General features: G+C 46.4%; 17 protein-coding genes. 4 read left to right on the top strand and 13 right to left on the bottom strand.

Annotated elements, in window-relative coordinates; all coding sequences use genetic code 11:
* Nucleotide 1: 1 nt before the first annotated feature.
* The 7 genes from DQN52_RS07515 to DQN52_RS07545 all read right to left on the bottom strand — a co-directional run bounded on the left by DQN52_RS07515 (nucleotide 2) and on the right by DQN52_RS07545 (nucleotide 5545).
* Complete coding sequence (locus DQN52_RS07515; protein WP_003786949.1) at nucleotides 2-541, bottom strand: COG4648 family protein; 540 nt, start codon at nucleotides 539-541, stop codon at nucleotides 2-4.
* An 8-nt stretch (nucleotides 542-549) separates the two neighbouring features.
* Complete coding sequence (locus DQN52_RS07520) at nucleotides 550-801, bottom strand: acyl carrier protein (protein WP_003790504.1); 252 nt, start codon at nucleotides 799-801, stop codon at nucleotides 550-552.
* A 6-nt stretch (nucleotides 802-807) separates the two neighbouring features.
* Entirely contained in the window at nucleotides 808-1068 is a 261-nt protein-coding gene (locus tag DQN52_RS07525) for a phosphopantetheine-binding protein (protein ID WP_003786945.1), read from the bottom strand.
* 207 nt (nucleotides 1069-1275) lie between these two features.
* Nucleotides 1276-1845, bottom strand: a complete 570-nt coding sequence (locus DQN52_RS07530) for an alpha/beta hydrolase-fold protein (RefSeq protein ID WP_003786943.1) — start codon at nucleotides 1843-1845, stop codon at nucleotides 1276-1278.
* A gap of 78 nt (nucleotides 1846-1923) precedes the next feature.
* Nucleotides 1924-3717, bottom strand: coding sequence for a dihydrolipoyl dehydrogenase (gene lpdA, locus DQN52_RS07535; RefSeq protein ID WP_032827722.1), 1794 nt, complete (start codon nucleotides 3715-3717; stop codon nucleotides 1924-1926).
* A gap of 82 nt (nucleotides 3718-3799) precedes the next feature.
* On the bottom strand, nucleotides 3800-4639 hold the full coding sequence (gene folP / locus DQN52_RS07540; RefSeq protein ID WP_003786939.1) for a dihydropteroate synthase: 840 nt from the start codon (nucleotides 4637-4639) through the stop codon (nucleotides 3800-3802).
* A 99-nt stretch (nucleotides 4640-4738) separates the two neighbouring features.
* Nucleotides 4739-5545, bottom strand: a complete 807-nt coding sequence (locus DQN52_RS07545; RefSeq protein WP_003786937.1) for an outer membrane protein assembly factor BamD — start codon at nucleotides 5543-5545, stop codon at nucleotides 4739-4741.
* Here DQN52_RS07545 and rluD point away from each other — a divergent pair, their 5' ends adjacent.
* A complete protein-coding gene (rluD, locus tag DQN52_RS07550; RefSeq protein WP_003786935.1) occupies nucleotides 5546-6661 on the top strand; it encodes a 23S rRNA pseudouridine(1911/1915/1917) synthase RluD in 1116 nt (371 codons plus the stop codon).
* 3 nt (nucleotides 6662-6664) lie between these two features.
* On the top strand, nucleotides 6665-7390 hold the full coding sequence (gene rnc / locus DQN52_RS07555) for a ribonuclease III (protein ID WP_003786933.1): 726 nt from the start codon (nucleotides 6665-6667) through the stop codon (nucleotides 7388-7390).
* A gap of 50 nt (nucleotides 7391-7440) precedes the next feature.
* Here the strand turns inward: rnc and DQN52_RS07560 are convergent, their stop codons facing one another.
* Nucleotides 7441-8196, bottom strand: a complete 756-nt coding sequence (locus tag DQN52_RS07560) for an IS5 family transposase (RefSeq protein ID WP_111694402.1) — start codon at nucleotides 8194-8196, stop codon at nucleotides 7441-7443.
* The gene (locus tag DQN52_RS07565) at nucleotides 8171-8440 is read right to left on the bottom strand and encodes a transposase (protein WP_071461657.1); all 270 of its coding nucleotides are present in this window, start codon (nucleotides 8438-8440) and stop codon (nucleotides 8171-8173) included. The genes DQN52_RS07560 and DQN52_RS07565 overlap by 26 nt, the downstream gene beginning before the upstream one ends.
* A gap of 24 nt (nucleotides 8441-8464) precedes the next feature.
* Between DQN52_RS07565 and DQN52_RS11195 the strand changes: the two genes are divergently transcribed.
* Together DQN52_RS11195 and DQN52_RS11200 are read left to right on the top strand one after the other, a co-directional pair.
* Complete coding sequence (locus tag DQN52_RS11195; protein WP_032133164.1) at nucleotides 8465-8728, top strand: transposase; 264 nt, start codon at nucleotides 8465-8467, stop codon at nucleotides 8726-8728.
* Nucleotides 8728-9228, top strand: a complete 501-nt coding sequence (locus DQN52_RS11200; protein WP_268766544.1) for an IS5 family transposase — start codon at nucleotides 8728-8730, stop codon at nucleotides 9226-9228. The genes DQN52_RS11195 and DQN52_RS11200 overlap by 1 nt, the downstream gene beginning before the upstream one ends.
* A 20-nt stretch (nucleotides 9229-9248) precedes the next feature.
* On the opposite strand, the gene DQN52_RS07580 is transcribed toward DQN52_RS11200, so the two are convergent.
* The 4 genes from DQN52_RS07580 to DQN52_RS07605 form a co-directional block, all read right to left on the bottom strand.
* Nucleotides 9249-10208: a calcium/sodium antiporter gene (locus tag DQN52_RS07580; protein WP_003786931.1), complete on the bottom strand. Its 960-nt coding sequence runs from the start codon at nucleotides 10206-10208 to the stop codon at nucleotides 9249-9251.
* A 447-nt stretch (nucleotides 10209-10655) separates the two neighbouring features.
* Complete coding sequence (gene pnp, locus DQN52_RS07590) at nucleotides 10656-12782, bottom strand: polyribonucleotide nucleotidyltransferase (RefSeq protein WP_003786928.1); 2127 nt, start codon at nucleotides 12780-12782, stop codon at nucleotides 10656-10658.
* Between the two features lie 713 nt (nucleotides 12783-13495).
* Nucleotides 13496-14509, bottom strand: coding sequence for a ketol-acid reductoisomerase (gene ilvC, locus DQN52_RS07600; protein WP_003786924.1), 1014 nt, complete (start codon nucleotides 14507-14509; stop codon nucleotides 13496-13498).
* Nucleotides 14510-14694: 185 nt separating this feature from the next.
* Nucleotides 14695-17169: a DNA translocase FtsK gene (locus DQN52_RS07605; protein ID WP_032827720.1), complete on the bottom strand. Its 2475-nt coding sequence runs from the start codon at nucleotides 17167-17169 to the stop codon at nucleotides 14695-14697.

Genomic DNA, 17169 nt, shown 5'->3' on the forward strand with positions numbered 1-17169 from the left:
GTTAAACCTTTAAAATCAATTTTCTATACAAAAATTCACCGCCCATCAGCAGCCCCATTAACCCATACGCCACAATGCCTGTGTAAATCGCCCAAATATCATGCCAACCCAGCAACGCTAACACCGCCGCCGTGCTGCCATTCAGCACAAAAAACACGCACCAAATTTGCGTAACCTTGCGCGTGTAGGCGACACCGCTCGGCGGCAAATCAGGCGTTTGTAAACGCGCCAAACGCTCAACCAGCGATTGCTTGGCAAACAAACTGCCGCCAAACGCCAACAACATCAGCACATTTACCCAAACAGGATACCAATACATACTTTCAGGCTGCCTGAAAATCAACACGCACACAAAAAACAGCGCAACCAAACACGCCACGCCACGTTGCCAAGCCGTTTTTTGCGTGGCAGCACGAACCAGCCAAAGCAGCAACATTGCGCCAGCCAGCCAGTTAAACCAGCCCTGCTCGCGCCCAAAATACCACAGCAACGGATACGCCACGCTTGCCACGCCTAGCACAATGCTTAACGCTATTTTCATTATTCAGCCTATTGATTATTTTCCGCTTTTTTCAAAACGGCTTGCACCACATCATCAATTGTGCGAACGCTACGGAAATCTTCCGCTTGCAATTTGTGTCCTGTTTGGCGTTTGATGTGGTCAATCAAATCAATCGCGTCAATGCTGTCAATTTCCAAATCTTCATACAAATTGGTGCTGCCTGAAACCTTGCTGATGTCCACTTCAAACAAATTTTCCAGCGCGTCCAACAAAACTTGGCGAATTTCTTGTTCAGTCATCATGGGTTACCCTTTCATTTTGGCAACAAACGCCGCCAAAGCAGCGACATTGGCAAAACTATCGCGCAATTCTTGGTTTTCCTTATCCAGTTGAAAACCAAAATGTTTTTGCACCGCCAAACCCAATTCCAACGCATCTACACTGTCCAAACCCAAACCGTCATCGCCAAACAAAGGCGCGTTGTCGTCAATATCGGCGGCGGTTAAATCTTCCAGCCCCAAGCTGTCAATAATCAATTCTTTGATTTCATTATTTAATGTGGTCATTGCATTAATCCTTTTGTTATAAAAAGTGAAAAAGAGTAATTGTTTGTATAAGCACGATATTGTAAAGGTAATCGCTGTTTATGGGTAGGGCTTGACGATACTTTAAGCAGCCTGCATCAACCATTGCTCGGCTTTCGCCAATCGTTGTGGCACATCATCAAAATGTCCGCCTTGATTGATTTCTAGCACACTGGGGCAAGCGTATGGTTACCATTGCGCTGCGGTTTGCTCCAAAGCAGCCTGCACCGTTGCCATGCGTGGATTTTTGCTATTGGCTTCCGTGTCGCCCAGCGAAAAATACATCGCTTTGGGCAATTTGGCGGGCGTGTTTTTTTGCGCAAAATCCAGCCAGCCATCAAACCATAAGCTGCCCGACACGCAGGCAACGTAATCAAAATAAGGCGCACAATAGGCGTTATACAGTGCAAACAATCCTGCCAACGAGTAACCTAAAATACCGCGCCAAGCTACATCTAACGACAAAACTTGCTCGATTTCGGGTATCCAAACTTGGGTTAAGGCATCGTGATACGCTGCTGCACCGCCGCCAAAATCTGTACCTTTTTTAAACAAGCGTGGCGCAGTCCAAGGCGTGAAATGTTGTTCCCAGTCGGGTTCAAAAATGGCGATTAAAGCGCAGTTTGCTGGCAGCGATTGCGCTAGTTGTTCGGCTTCGGCTTCGCTATCGGGGAAGGTGTAGAACACGCCAAGTGCAGGCTGCTTTTGTTCGGGCAAAAATGCCAATACGTTTTTGCCATGAATTTGAAGTGTTTGCATGATTGGTCTCTCGTATGATTAAAAAGCAGCCTGCATTTTGTTGATTCAAAGTGCAGGCTGCTTGGCTAAATAATCAAATTACTTCTTTTTCTTTTGCGGTGGTAAATCGGTACAAACACCCAAAGCCACTTCCGCAGACATACCAATTGATTCGCCCAAAGTTGGGTGTGGGTGAATGGTTTTGCCGATGTCTTCCGCATCGCAACCCATTTCAATCGCCAAGCAGATTTCGCCAATCATATCGCCAGCGTGTGTGCCGACAATACCACCACCAATCACATGACCTGTTTCCGCGTCAAAAATCAATTTCGTGAAACCTTCATCGCGACCATTGGCAATCGCGCGACCGCTTGCTGCCCATGGGAATACAGATTTCGTGATTTTAATGCCATCGCGTTTGGCGATTTCTTCGGTAACGCCTACCCAAGCCACTTCAGGGTCAGTATAAGCAACGCCTGGAATCACACGCGCATCAAAGAACGCTTTGTGTCCCGCGCAGTTTTCTGCCGCAACGTGTCCTTCGTGAACCGCTTTGTGCGCCAGCATCGGCTGACCCACTACGTCGCCAATCGCATAAATGTGTGACACATTGGTGCGTTGTTGTTTGTCCACTTCAATAAAGCCGCGCTCGGTAACAGCAACGCCTGCTTTTTCCGCGCCACACAATTTGCCGTTTGGTGCGCGACCTGCTGCCACCAATACCAAATCATAGCGTTGTGGCTCTTTCGGTGCTTTTGCGCCTTCAAAAGTAACGTAAATGCCGTCTTCTTTGGCTTCTACGCCAACGGTTTTCGTGTTAATCATGATGTTGTCAAAGCGATGAGCATTCATTTTTTCCCATACTTTAACCAAATCACGGTCTGCGCCTTGCATCAAGCCGTCCATCATTTCCACCACGTCCAAACGTGCGCCCAACGTGCTGTACACCGTACCCATTTCCAAACCGATGATACCACCACCGATAATCAACATTTTTTCAGGTACTTGACGCAATTCCAACGCACCTGTTGAATCAACAATGCGTGGGTCTTGCGGAATAAATGGTAAGTTCACGACACAGCTGCCGACAGCGATAATCGCATTTTTAAATGCAATTGTTTTCTTCTCGCCAGTTTGAGTGGCTTTTTCGTATTCGCTAGACTCAGTCAATTTCACTTCAATGTGATTCGCACCAACAAATTCACCAAAGCCTTTAATCAAATCTACTTTACGCGCTTTTGCCATGCCAGCCAAACCGCCTGTTAATTTGCCGATGACTTTTTCTTTGTAACCGCGCAACATATCAATATCAATTTCAGGCGCAGGATACTTAATGCCGTTCGCCGCCAAATGTTTCACTTCGTCAATGACAGCCGCATTGTGCAACAAGGCTTTTGACGGAATACAACCCACGTTCAAGCAAACGCCGCCCAACGTGCTGTATTGTTCAATAATCGCTACTTTCAAGCCTTCGTCTGCTGCTGCAAATGCCGCAGAGTAGCCACCAGGACCGCCGCCCAATACTACAACATCATATTCAGCGTCCGCGCTGCCTGAAAAATTCGCTGCTTGTGGTACAGGTGCAGCCGCTTTCGGTGCTTCGGCTGCTGGTTTTGGTGCTTCAGCCGCAGGCGCTGGGGCAGCCGCAGCCGCGCCAGCTGCTTCAATCACAGCAATCACGCCGCCTTCAGAAATTTTGTCGCCTACTTTGACGCACAATTCTTTTACCACACCAGCTGCGTCCGCAGGAACGTCCATTGTGGCTTTGTCGGTTTCCAACGTAATCAGCGTATCTTCCAACGCTACGGTATCGCCCACTTTAATTTCTACGGCAATAATATCTACATTTTCGTGTCCGCCAATATCGGGGACTTTTAATTCTACCAAGCTCATGATTAGCCTTTCTATCGCAAAAAAAATTAGGACTACGCAAAGTGCAGGCTGCTTGCCTGTTTTTTGCATAAAATCGGACGCATTATAGCCCCGATTGCAAAAATCGCCAAACTTTGAGCGCATCAACCGTTTCGCGTACATCGTGAACGCGCAAAATTGCTGCGCCTTGCGTGTAGGCAAATAAAGCGGCTACCACGCTGCCCGACACGCGCTCTCTGGCTTGTTCGCGCTCTGTGATTTCGCCAATCATGCGTTTACGCGACACGCCCACCAACACGGGTCGTTGGTCAAATTGGCGCAAGTTTTGCATTATGGCTTGATTATGCTGTAAGTTTTTTGCAAAGCCAAAACCCATGTCCCACACAATGCGCTCGGGCGCAATGCCAGCCAAAGTGCAGGCTGCTTGGCGTTGTTGCAGATAATCGTACACTTCTTGCACCACGTTTTGATAAGCAGCCTGCGATTGCATGGTGCTGGGCGTGCCTTTCATGTGCATTAGGCAAATGCCTGTTTGCGGCTGTTGCGCCAATAATTCCACCGCGCCTGCGTCTTCCAATGCTTGCACATCGTTGATAATGTCGACAAAATCATGTTCCAACGCCTGCTGCATGACGCCGGTTCGGCGCGTGTCCAAGCTAATCGGCACATTCCAGCGCGACACTTCTGCCAACACATCGCGCACACGTTGCCATTCTTCTTGTGGCGTAACCACGCTGGCGTTGGGGCGTGTGGATTCGCCGCCAATGTCCAAAATGTCCGCGCCATCGCGCAAAAGCTGTTCAGCATGATTGCAGGCTGCTTTGACCGTTTGGCTATATGTTCCGCCATCGGAAAACGAATCGGGCGTTAAATTGACAATTCCCATGATTTTGGGTTGCTGCAAATCCAGCGTAAAACGAGTGGTTTGCCAAATTTTATTCATTTGTGTGATTTCCTGTTGCTCAAATGATTACAAAAGCAGCCTGCACATGGTTTGATGCAAGTGCAGGCTGCTTTTATTTTTGTTTATGCGTGATTTAAATCATTTCCACCAACGCCACCAAGGCATCTCATCGGGTTTCCACGCCTGCTGCAAATATGGGCTGTTGGGCAAGTTTTGCGCCAACACGCGGCGTGTGGCTTCTGCCATATCAGCGTTACCCATTTGCTCGTAGGTATAAACCATAATCGCCAACGCTTCTTCCACATAGCGCGTGTTTTGGAATTGCTCCAAAATGCGTTGAGCGCGATTGTTGGCGGCTAAATATGCCGTGCGTTTGGCATAGTAACGCGCAATCGCGATTTCGTGCCCGCCCAAAGCATCAACCAACTGCGCCATACGTTTACGCGCATCTTCGGCATATTTGCTGTTTGGATAGCGATTAACCAGCTGTTCAAATACGCGGAATGCGCGGCGGTTGGCTTCTGGGTCGCGGTCTGACCAGTCTTGTGATGCCAAACGGCGTAGGAACGATTGGTCTTCGGCAAACAACACCAAACCTTTCAAATATAGCGCGTAATCCATATCCACGCTGGCAGGGTAGTTTTGCTCAAAGCGTGCTAAATTTTGCAAGGCTTTGGCAGGTTCTTCGTTTTTAAAATGGGCATAGGCAGATTCAATCAAAGATTGCTCGGTATAGCGACCATCGGCTTGGCGTGCGCGTAGCAATTCATATAACGCCGTTGCGCGTGTATAATTACCGTCATTTAATTCCTGACGCGCTTCGCTGTATAGCTGGTCGTTTGACCAATTTTGCGTTAATTGCGCGTCTTTACTAACCGTAGAAGCGTTGCTGGCACAAGCCGAAAGAGCCGCCGCAACCGAAATAACAAGAAGAAATTTTTTCATATGGATAATATCCCTTTTGAGAATGGTGGCGATTATAACGATGATTTGGACTTTGTGGCAGACCAAAATGCACAAAGCGCGATAAATTTAATCGTACCCAACGATTTGGCAGGTATGCGACTGGACGCAGCGTTGGCAAAATTATTGCCCGATTATTCGCGTAGCCGCATCACGACTTGGATTAAAGACGGCTTTGTACAATGCAATGGCAAAACGGCATCGCCCAAAGAAAAATTGATTGGTGGCGAAGAATTGAGCGTTCAAATTCAACAAAGCGATGAAAATCAAGCCTATGAACCCGAACACATGGATTTAAATATTGTGTTTGAAGACGATACCGTGATTGTATTGAATAAACCTGCTGGGTTGGTGGTACACCCTGCGGCAGGAAATTGGACAGGCACATTGTTGAATGGCTTATTGGCGCATTGCCCTGAATTGTCGCAAGTGCCACGCGCAGGGATTGTGCATCGTTTGGACAAGGATACGAGCGGTTTAATGGTAGTCGCCAAAACACTGCCTGCACAAAATTCGTTGGTACAACAATTACAAAATCGCACGGTTAAACGCATTTATCGTGCCGTTGCCGATGGCATTGTGCCGTTTGATGGCAAAATTGAAACACTAATTGGACGCGACCCACACAATCGCTTGAAAATGGCGGTAGTAAAATTTGGTGGCAAAGAAGCAGTTACGCACGTCAAAGTATTGGAACGCTATCACGCACATTCTTATATTGAGTGTTCGCTGGAAACAGGGCGCACGCATCAAATCCGTGTTCACATGAAAGAAGCGCGACATCCTTTGGCAGGCGACCCTGTTTACGGCAATCCGCGCCATGTGTGTTCGCAACCTGTGAAAGATGTCGTAAAAAGTTTGGCACGACAAGCACTTCATGCGTATCATTTGAGTTTTGTTCACCCAAAATCGGGCGAATTGGTGTCGTTTGAAGCCCCTATGCCTGATGATATGTACCACTTGTTGTCGGTGTTGCGTTTGGAAAGTGGCTTGCATTCGTCCCTATCCAAAGAAACCGAATGGAGCAATACATTTGATGACGATGATGATTGGAATGAAGACGACTACGATGTGCAAGTGGTTTATGTGAAAGATTAAGCCATGAATCAGAAAGTCAATCAACAATTTAAAAGCAGCCTGCAAACCAAATTGGGCTACATATTCAAGCAGCCTACATGGTTGCAACAGGCTTTAACGCACCGCAGCGCACACAGTCAAAACTACGAACGCTTGGAATTTGTGGGCGACGCGATTTTGGATTATGTGATTACGTTAATGCTGTTTGAAGCCTTTCCCAATTTGCCCGAAGGGCGGCTGTCGGTGTTGCGGACACATTTGGTCAAAGAAGCGACTTTGGCAGAAGTGGCGCGAGAATTAGGCTTGGGCAAAGCCTTGATTTTGGGCGTGGGCGAACTTAAAAGCGGCGGATACGACCGTGCGTCTATTTTGGCGGACGCGCTGGAAGCGATTTTTGCCGCGATTCGTTTTGATGCCGATTTGCCGACTGCCGAGCGCGTTATCCGCCAATTATTTGCCGAGCGAGTGCAGCAAATTCAGGTGCAGCAACCCGACAAAGACCACAAAACCCGTCTGCAAGAAGCCCTGCAAGCGCACAGATTACCCACGCCCAAATACCGCATTGAACGCCAAACAGGCGAAGGCAGTGATTCGCATTTTGATGTGTCGTGCGATTTGGGCGAGCTGGGACACATCACTTACGCATCGGGCAGCAGTCGCCGCGCTGCCGAGCAAGAATGCGCCAAACAAGCCTTGCAATGGTTGAACGAACAACAAGCTAAATCCACCCAATTCAATAAACGGCGATAACCATAGAAAGCAGCCTGCACATAGTTTTCTGGGGGCTAATGACATTTTAGCTATAATTTCAACCAAATCAAAGCACAAGCTAATGACACGGTACTTTCATAATTACGTTTTAATTTATCGTACCGTGTTGCCAGCGCACGAAAATGCTTTAATCGTGCAAAAGCATTTTCTACCAAGTGCCTGATTTTATATAAATACCAATCTGTGTCCACATTAAGATGTTCTCTATTTTTCTTATATGGAATATTGGCTTTACTTTGTTTAGAATGAATTAACCGACGAAAAGTATCACTGTCAAAACCTCTATCAGCACACACGGTTTCATTATCACTTAAGTCCAATTGTGCCAATAAATCAGGCGCAACAACAATCTCATTTACATTACCAGCTGTAATCATAAATTCAATTGGATTACCACAAGCATCAACCGCTAAATGAATTTTAGACGTATGACCTCCGATACTCTTACCGACAGCTTGATGCACAATGGATTTTTTACCCATGCCGTGTTGATGAACACGGATATGGCTACCGTCCATAAAGACCCATTCTATATCGGGTGTATCTGCCAAATGTTTAAATAATTTGGTAAAAATACCGCGTTTAGACCAGTGATTGAAACTTTGGTAAAGGCTGTTTGCTTTACCAAAATAACTAGGTATATCAGCCCATTGGCAGCCTGTACGTAAGCGAAACAGGATACCTTCTACTGTTTTGCGTAAATTTTTCTTGCGATAAATGCCAAGCTGTTTCAAAATAGGTAACAGTCTTGACCATGTTTCATTTGTAAGCGTGTTTCGGGACATGGCAAAGGTTTAGGATGGTTGTGTGGAAACAATATCTTAAATCCTTTGCCTCTTTTTTTGAATTGTCAATAGCCCCTAGTTTAACAAAATTTTCAGCAGATAAATTCGTCTGCTCAAAATCTTTTGCTAAACGTCCAGACCAACCTAACCATGCAAACGTTCGTTCTACAATCCAACGTTTGGGCAGAATATGCCAAGAAATATCTTGAATTTTCTTTGAAATCTCAACAGTTAGAACCTGCATTCACAAAAATGATAAAATATCTTTATGACTAGAAAATCCTACCCAACAGACTTAACAGATGCCCAATGGCAAGCGATTGAGCCACATTTTAACCAGCTACGCCACTACAAATGGGATAAACGTCAATTAGTGAATGCCGTTTTGTACATGACCAAAACAGGTTGCCAGTGGCGTATGCTGCCCAATGATTTTCCACCTTATTCAACCGTATGGAGTTTCTATCGCAGAGCCAATCAATCAGGCTTATGGGATAGAATTCTTTTGGCATTGGTTCAAAAAAACGTTTAATCCATCAAAAACAAGCAATGCCAACTTATGCCATTATTGATTCACAAAGCGTCAAAACAGCTTCTAGCGCACATGATAAAGGTTTTGATGGAGGTAAAAAAATCAAAGGTCGTAAGCGACATATAGCTGTTGATACGTTGGGTAATCTATTGTCTGTTGTGGTTCATGCAGCCAATATTCATGACACAAAAGCAGGTATTTTTGTAGCAAAAAAAGCGTTTGAGACCTATCCGAGTTTAAAAGGTTTCTGTGCAGACGCAGGTTATCGGAATACATTTGAGCGTGAAGTATCAGAGCAATTGGGTTTAACTGTTCAGATTTCAAAGAGAATTCAAGATATTTCTTGGCGTATTCTGCCCAAACGTTGGATTGTAGAACGAACGTTTGCATGGTTAGGTTGGTCTCGACGTTTAGCAAAAGATTTTGAGCAGACGAATTTATCTGCTGAAAATTTTGTTAAACTAGGGTATATTTCACAAATATTAAAATTTATCAAATAGTTGTTTGTGAATACAGGTTCTTAAAACGCAGTACCAATCAAATAAACCGTATAAGCCACATACGTTGCCAAAAACAAACCGCCTTTGCCTCGCCCAATTTTCGCTTGTTTACCCAAACAAAACACCAGCAAAACAACGGTTAAAATAGCCATAATCAACACATCACGGTTCAAAATTTCCGCCGCTACGTCCATTGGGTGAATCACAGTCGCCAAACCCACAACCGCCAACGTATTAAACAAATTTGAACCGACAATATTCCCCAACGCAATATCGTGTTCGCCTTTACGCGCGGCCGCGATTGATGAAGCCAATTCAGGCAGCGAAGTACCCACCGCCACAACCGTCAAACCAATAATTAAATCGCTCACACCCATACTTTGTGCAATCGTTACCGCGCCCCACACCAGCAAGCGTGAACTCAATACCAACACAATCAAGCCAAACACCAACCAAAACAAACCTTTTTTGAGCGTCATCGCAGGGGTGTGGTCAATTTCATCGGCAATATCTTCAATAATATTGTCCGCGCCTTTTAAATTTTTGCGTACCGTCCAAGTCATGTATGCAATCAAAATACCCAGTAAAATTACGCCGTCTAACAGCGTTAATTTGCCGTCCCACAATTGCCACGCCGCCAACGCGGTAATTGCCAATAAAATCGGCATTTCGGTTTTGACGATTTCGCGTTGCACCGCAATCGGGCTAATCAACGCGGTAACGCCCAAAATCAACGCAATGTTGGTAATGTTTGAACCATACGCATTGCCCAACGCAATCCCAGGGTTGCCGCCCATTGCCGACAACACCGACACCACCATTTCAGGCGCACTCGTGCCAAATCCCACAATTACCATGCCAATTAAGAGTGGCGACATACCAAAATGTTTGGCTGTGGCAGCCGCGCCGTCAATAAAACGGTCAGCACTCCACACCAGCACCACCAAGCCGATAATGACGGCTAAAATCGCATAAATCATAAAATTCCTTATTTATCAAATATTTAAATAATAAAAGGCGTGTATTGTAACAGCTTTTTATTTTTCAAGCAGCCTGCAATGTTATAATCGAGCCATTTTTTATAGTGGATTAAATTTAGATTAGGATAAGGCGACAACGACCACCGTGTACACCTAGTACATAAGGGAGTTGGCAACGCTGTACTAATCTAAATTTAATTCACCATACAATTCAAAGGGCTTTAATTACAAATTGATTTGTATTTCTACGAATGGGGTACGTGCATGGCGTTTCGCCGCCATACCCACGCTTGGATTCGCTCTCTGCCCTTTGAACTTCGGGCAATATATAAGGTTTCAGCCTGCACTTTTGTTTTTGCTTACATAAAGTGCAGGCCGCTTTGCCCTTTTGTCCAAATCTTTGATTTGGGTATAAAAGGGTATGCCGTAGGCAGCAGTGTTTACCGATTATTCATCAGACGGTGCAGCTTGTTGCTGTTCAGGTTGTGGCAACAACGCTTTCATAGACAAACGCACACGACCGCGGTCATCTACTTCCAACGCTTTCACGCTCACAGTTTGACCCACTTGCAAATAATCGCTCACGTTTTTCACACGCTCGTGTGTGATTTGGCTGATATGCACCAAGCCGTCTTTGCCAGGCATAATGGTTACAATCGCGCCAACATTGTTGTCTAACAATTTAACCACTTGACCTTCGTACACTTTGCCCACTTCCACTTCTGCGGTAATCATTTCGATACGCGCTTTTGCCGCTTCGCCTGCTTCGGCTGTTGTCGCTGCAATCGTTACCACGCCATCATCGGCAATATTGATTTCCGTGCCTGTTTCGGCAGTAATCGAGCGAATCGTCTCGCCGCCTTTGCCAATCACTTCGCGGATTTTGTCTGGATTGATTTTCATCGTGTACAAGCGTGGTGCGTGTTGCGACAATTCTTGTGGGCCAGCAACTGCAGTTTGCATTTGCGCCAAAATGTGCAAACGCGCTTCTTTTGCTTGCGCCAACGCAATTTGCATGATTTCTTTGGTAATACCTTGAATTTTAATATCCATTTGCAGCGCGGTAACGCCTTCGGTTGTACCTGCTACTTTAAAGTCCATGTCGCCCAAGTGGTCTTCATCGCCTAAAATATCGGTCAAAACGGCAAATTTGTTGTCTTCTAAAATCAAGCCCATGGCGATACCCGCAACGTGCGCTTTCAATGGTACACCAGCCGACAACAAGCTCAAACAGCCACCGCAAACAGACGCCATTGAAGACGAACCGTTGGATTCGGTAATTTCTGATACCACGCGCATAGTGTAGCTAAAATCTTCTGGTTTAGGCAACACGGCAACCAAAGCGCGTTTCGCCAAGCGACCATGACCGATTTCGCGGCGTTTTGGTGCGCCCACGCGACCTACTTCGCCAGTTGAGTACGGTGGGAAGTTGTAGTGCAACATAAAGCGGTCGGTGTATTCGCCGCTCAATGCGTCAATAATTTGTTCATCGCGCGAAGTACCCAAAGTCGCCACTGCCAACGCTTGTGTTTCGCCGCGAGTGAACAATGCCGAGCCGTGTGTGCGTGGCAATACATTGGTTTGAATATTCAATGGGCGAACGGTGCGTGTGTCGCGACCGTCAATGCGTGGCTGACCTGCCAAGATTTGACCGCGAACCACCGCTGCTTCCAAATTCTTGAAAATGCCTTTGATTTCATTTTTTGCCAATGTGTCGGTTTCTTCGGTAATTAACACGGCTTCAACGGCTGCCCACGCTTCGTCCAATTTTGCAGAACGCGCTTGTTTTTGGCGGATTTTGAACGCTTCGGCAATCAAATCGCCCGAAATTTCTTTCACTTTGGCGATTAAATCGGTGTTGGCTTCGGGTGCTTTCCAATCCCACACTTCTGGATTCACTTCTTGAGCCAATTCGTTGATTGCGGTAATCACGGTTTGCATTTGCTCGTGACCGAATACCACCGCGCCCAACATCACGTCTTCTGGCAAAATGTCGGCTTCTGATTCCACCATCAACACCGCTTGTTCTGTGCCTGCCACTACCAAGTCCAGTTGTGAACGGCTTAATTGCTGTTTGGTTGGATTCAAAACGTAGGCATTGTTTACATAACCCACACGCGCCGCACCGATTGGGCCGGCAAATGGCACACCGCTCAACACCAAGGCCGCAGACGCGCCAATCATCGCAGGAATGTCGCTGTCAATTTCAGGGTCGCACGAAATCACCATCGCCACGATTTGAATGTCGTGATAAAAACCTTCTGGGAACAATGGACGGATTGGACGGTCAATCAAACGGCTGGTCAAAATTTCTTTTTCGCTTTGTTTGCCTTCGCGTTTGAAGAAACCACCAGGGATTTTGCCAGCGGCATAAGTGCGCTCAAAATAATCTACCGTCAATGGGAAAAAGTCTTGACCTTCTTTGATGTCTTTGTTGGTGGTCACGGCAACCAAAACCACTGTGTCGCCCATAGAAACTTTAACCGCAGCAGCGGCTTGGCGCGCGATTTCGCCCGTTTCCAAAGTAACCGTTTGGTCGCCATATTGGAATGATTTAATGTGTTTATTGAACATAGTTTGCCCTTCTGTGTTTGCTTACAAAATGTTCGCTGCTAAAACACTAATCATGCAGGCTGCTTGGCAACCAAACAACGCGTATGAGTAGTATTTCAGGCAAGCGAACGGTTAAAAAATCGCGCAATTTTAGCACAATTTGTCTTTTGGCGTTGTATTTATACCGATTAAGTTTGGCATTTCAATTCATGCTGATCAATTCAACAAACGATGCAATTCTTTTCCAGAATATTGATAATTAAGATGATAGTATAGCCAGTCAATCAAAAAATAAACAGAATTTCATAACTATTTGTTTTATTTGTGTATTTTATCAGTTGCGTTTTTTCAGGATGCAAAAAAGCACAGGTGCTAATTTTAGCATCTGTTCCGTATCTTTATTCTGTTTTAAGCCGTCTTTGACTGGTAGCGCGATTTGTCAAAAGGCTTTTGCGATTTGTGTATGCAATAGCAAAGTTTGGCGAGCTTTCGCATGATGGCTGCAATAATGACCATTTCATGCCGTCATTCCTGCGTAGGCAGGAATCCAACGGAAAATTTAGGCTACTTGAAATAAATCCAAATAACTGAATAAGTTAGATGGATTCCCGCCTATGCGGGAATGACGACCATTGTTAAATTTTAGATACATTTGCGTTTTGCAAAGGTGTCAGGCTGCTTTTGAAATATACGCTCAAAAGCAGCCTGCACTTTAATCCGTTGATTCAATCGGATTAGTTTTTGTCTTGGTCAACCAATTTGTTTTTGGCAATCCAAGGCATCATGCTACGCAACTGTGCGCCCACTTTTTCAATTTGGTGGTCGGCAGTCAAGCGGCGGCGAGCCGTCATGCTGGCGTAGTTTGTCGCGCCTTCTTGGATAAACATTTTCGCGTATTCACCAGATTGAATGCGGTACAACGCTTTTTTCATCGCTTCTTTGGTTGCAGGGGTAATCACTTCAACGCCAGTAACGTATTCGCCGTATTCTGCGTTGTTAGAGATTGAGTAGTTCATGTTGGCGATACCGCCTTCGTACATCAAGTCCACAATCAATTTCAATTCGTGCAAGCATTCAAAGTATGCCATTTCAGGTGCGTAGCCCGCTTCAACCAAAGTTTCAAAGCCGCATTTAACCAATTCAACTGCGCCACCGCACAATACGGCTTGTTCGCCGAACAAGTCAGTTTCGGTTTCTTCGCGGAAGTTGGTTTCAATCACACCACCTTTTGTGCCGCCATTTGCAGCCGCGTAAGACAAGGCGATGTCTTTGGCTTTGCCAGTATAGTCTTGGTAAACCGCGATTAAAGATGGCACGCCACCGCCTTTCAAGAATTCGCTGCGAACGGTATGACCTGGGCCTTTTGGCGCAACCATAATCACGTCCACATTTTTAGGTGGCACGATTTGGTTGTAGTGAATGTTAAAGCCGTGTGCAAATGCCAACGCTGCACCGTCTTTCAAGTTTGGTGCGATTTCGTTTTTGTACACAACAGGTTGATTTTCGTCTGGCAACAAAATCATCACAACGTCTGCTTTTTTGGTTGCATCAGCCACACTCAAAGTCTCAAAACCAGCGGCAACTGCTTTGTTCCAAGACGCGCCTTGACGCAAACCGATTACCACGTTCACGCCTGAATCTTTCAAGTTTGCAGCATGTGCGTGACCCTGTGAACCGTAGCCAATAATCGCCACGGTTTTACCTTTTACCAAAGACAAATCGGCATCTTTATCGTAATAAACTTGCATTTAAGTTTTCCTTTTCGTTTTAAGTTCATGAACAAATTGAATGATTTATTTTGTGTTTGGATACGCGCTACACTTTGGATAGAACTGCACGCGCATTCAAATTCAGCTTGGTGGGTAACGCGGCTGGCGAATCAAAATAAAAACCGCGATATTTTACACTATTTTTACAAAGTGCAGGTTGCTTTTTATTCGCCACGCGCAAAGATTTGTCGCGCACCGCTGTTATCGGGTGGCGACACAATGCCGCCATCTTCTAACGCCTGCATCAAATTGGCAGCGCGGTTGTAGCCAATGCGTAAATGGCGTTGCAGTGCAGAGATAGACGTTTTGCGACTGCTGACCACAAACTGTACCGCTTGGTCAAACAATTCATCGCCGCTATTTTGTCCGCCTTCTGGGTTGATGATTTGCTGCGTTTCTTGCGTGGCTTCGCCTGTTAAGATGCCATCAATATAGTTTGGCTCGGCTTGCTCTTTGATGAACGACACAACATTGTGGACTTCGTCATCGCTCACAAACGCGCCTTGCAAACGAGTCGGCTCGGCCTCTCCTGGTTGCAAGAACAGCAAATCGCCGTATTTGAGCAAATCTTCTGCGCCCATTTGGTCCAGAATGGTGCGGCTGTCAATGCGGCTTTGCACGGTAAACGCCATGCGCGTTGGCACGTTGGCTTTAATCAAGCCTGTAATCACGTCCACGCTGGGGCGTTGGGTCGCGATAATCATGTGTATGCCTGCGGCGCGCGCTTTTTGTGCCAATCGGGCGATTTGCGTTTCTACGGCTTTTTTCTCCGTCATCATCAAATCGGCAAGCTCGTCAATAATCACAACGATTTGCGGCAATTTTTCCAGCGACTCGGGGTCGTCTGGGTTCAAGCTAAACGGATTAGGAATGGCTTTTTCTGCCAACTTGGCAGCCTGCACTTTTTCGTTAAAGCTCGCCAACGTGCGTACGCCCATGTGCGACAACAAACGATAGCGTTTTTCCATTTCGGCAACGCACCAGTTCAGCGCATTGCCTGCCGCTTTCATATCGGTTACAACTGGGCAGAGTAAATGCGGAATGCCTTCATAAACCGACAATTCCAGCATTTTCGGGTCAATCATAATAAAGCGCACTTCGTCTGGCGATGCTTTGTATAACATAGACAAAATCATCGCGTTCACGCCCACCGATTTGCCCGAGCCGGTCATACCGCCCACCAGCAAATGCGGCATTTTTGCCAAATCGCCCACCACAGGCAAGCCTGCAATGTCTTTGCCCAGCGCAACGGTCAATTTGGATTGCGCGTCATTGAAGACATCGGACGCAAAAATTTCGTGTAACAAAACTTCTTGGCGATGTTCGTTGGGCAGCTCAATGCCCATAGTGTTTTTGCCGACAATGGTTTCTACCACGCGCACCGATTGCACCGACAAGCTCCGCGCCAAATCTTTGGATAAGCCTACAATTTGACTGCCTTTTACGCCTTTGGCTAGTTCAATTTCGTAGCGCGTAATCACAGGCCCAGCCATGCCGCTGACCACAGTAACTTCAATACCAAATTCCGCCAATTTTTCTTCTATGCGTTTACCCACTTGGCGCAAATGTTCTGGGTTTTCGGTTTGTTGGGTGGATTTAGGTTCGCGCAAACTGTCTAAATCGGGCAAGCAATAGCCATCAACTGAAGCAGCCTGCACTCGGTTTGGGCGCGAGATTTTAGGTTGCTGTTGCGCCACGCTAACCGACATTTTGCGATTGGTGCGGCTGCCGATGGGCTGTGTAATCGGTTCTGCTACCAGTGTTTCAATCGGATTGGGCGCACGTTGCCCAGCAGGGGCATCGGGGAACAAAGTTGGCACGACTTCTTTGTCTTTGTCGCTAAACAGTTGTTTGAAAAAGCGTTCCAATTGATTGCCCACGCGCTCCAAAAAATCCAACCACGAAATTTGGATAAGTAACGACAACGCCAGCAAACTGCCAATCAGCAAAAACACCATGCTGCCTGTTTTGCCCAACATATATTGTGTACCCGATGCCACCAACGAGCCAACCAAACCACCTGCGCCCAAAGGTAAGCGATTGTCCAGCCAATTCAAGAAGATAGACACTTCCATAACAGGGCTACATATCAACAAAATGCCCAAGCCAACCGCGCCAATCCACGAGTTATACGGCGGCATACCACCGTCCAACACAGGGCGAAAATGGCGATATAGCCACACGCAGAGCGCAATCAACAGCCACCATGCCGATAGCCCGAACAAGTAGTAAAACACGTCAGAAATCCACGCGCCCAGCAAACCGCCAAAGTTGCTGACATAACCCGTGTTGGCGATGCTGCGTGACCACGACGGGTCTTTCATGCTAAATCCCAGCAGCGACAAGCCCAAATAAATCGTCAAGACCAACACAAACATCCAAATCGTGTCGGCAACCAAATTGCGGTCTTTGTCCAAAACAGAAGCAGCCTGCACTTTTTTGTTGTCCGAAGTGCTGGCTGTTTTGTTTTGCGGTGTGATGATGCTTACTTTGGGACGTGCAGGCTGCTTGCTTGATGCAGCGTCTGCTTTGCGTTTACCTGTTTCTGCTTTGGATTTGTTTTTTGCCGTGTGTGGACGTGCAGGCTGCTTTTTGCCTGCGCTGGGCGGATTTTTTTTATTGAAAATTTTGTCTAGCAT

This window comes from Kingella kingae (assembly GCF_900475905.1).
Lineage (GTDB): Bacteria > Pseudomonadota > Gammaproteobacteria > Burkholderiales > Neisseriaceae > Kingella > Kingella kingae.